The 398-nt window shown below is 44.7% G+C and carries 2 tRNA genes; both read left to right on the forward strand.

The features are described 5' to 3' along the window. The first annotated feature begins 103 nt into the window (after window positions 1-103). A tRNA-Ala gene (locus FW758_RS24845) sits at window positions 104-179 on the forward strand. Between the two features lie 134 nt (window positions 180-313). Beyond that, window positions 314-389: transfer RNA gene (locus FW758_RS24850), tRNA-Glu, on the forward strand. Window positions 390-398: the final 9 nt, after the last annotated feature.

The raw sequence follows: 398 nt of genomic DNA on the forward strand, positions 1-398 counted from the left end.
GTATTGGTTCCTGTCGAATAGCTAACGAGTTGTTTGGTATGAACAAAATCTAAATTTCTGCTGATACGCATACTATTAAAGTTAGCAGTGTCGACAAAAATTTGGGGCTATAGCTCAGCTGGGAGAGCGCTTGCATGGCATGCAAGAGGTCCACGGTTCGATCCCGTGTAGCTCCACCAATTTACTGTAGATATTAAGCAGGAACGTGAGTTCGAATTAATATGTATGAGGTCACCTTCCTTATTTAGAAGAGAGTGCCTAGGACACCGTAGATGTTAAACGGGAACAATAAGTTCAAATTAATATGTCCGGGGTCCCCTTCGTCTAGAGGCCTAGGACACTGCCCTTTCACGGCGGTAACAGGGGTTCGAATCCCCTAGGGGATACCAAATTTTGGT

This window comes from Shewanella sp. 1180_01 (genome assembly GCF_052850535.1).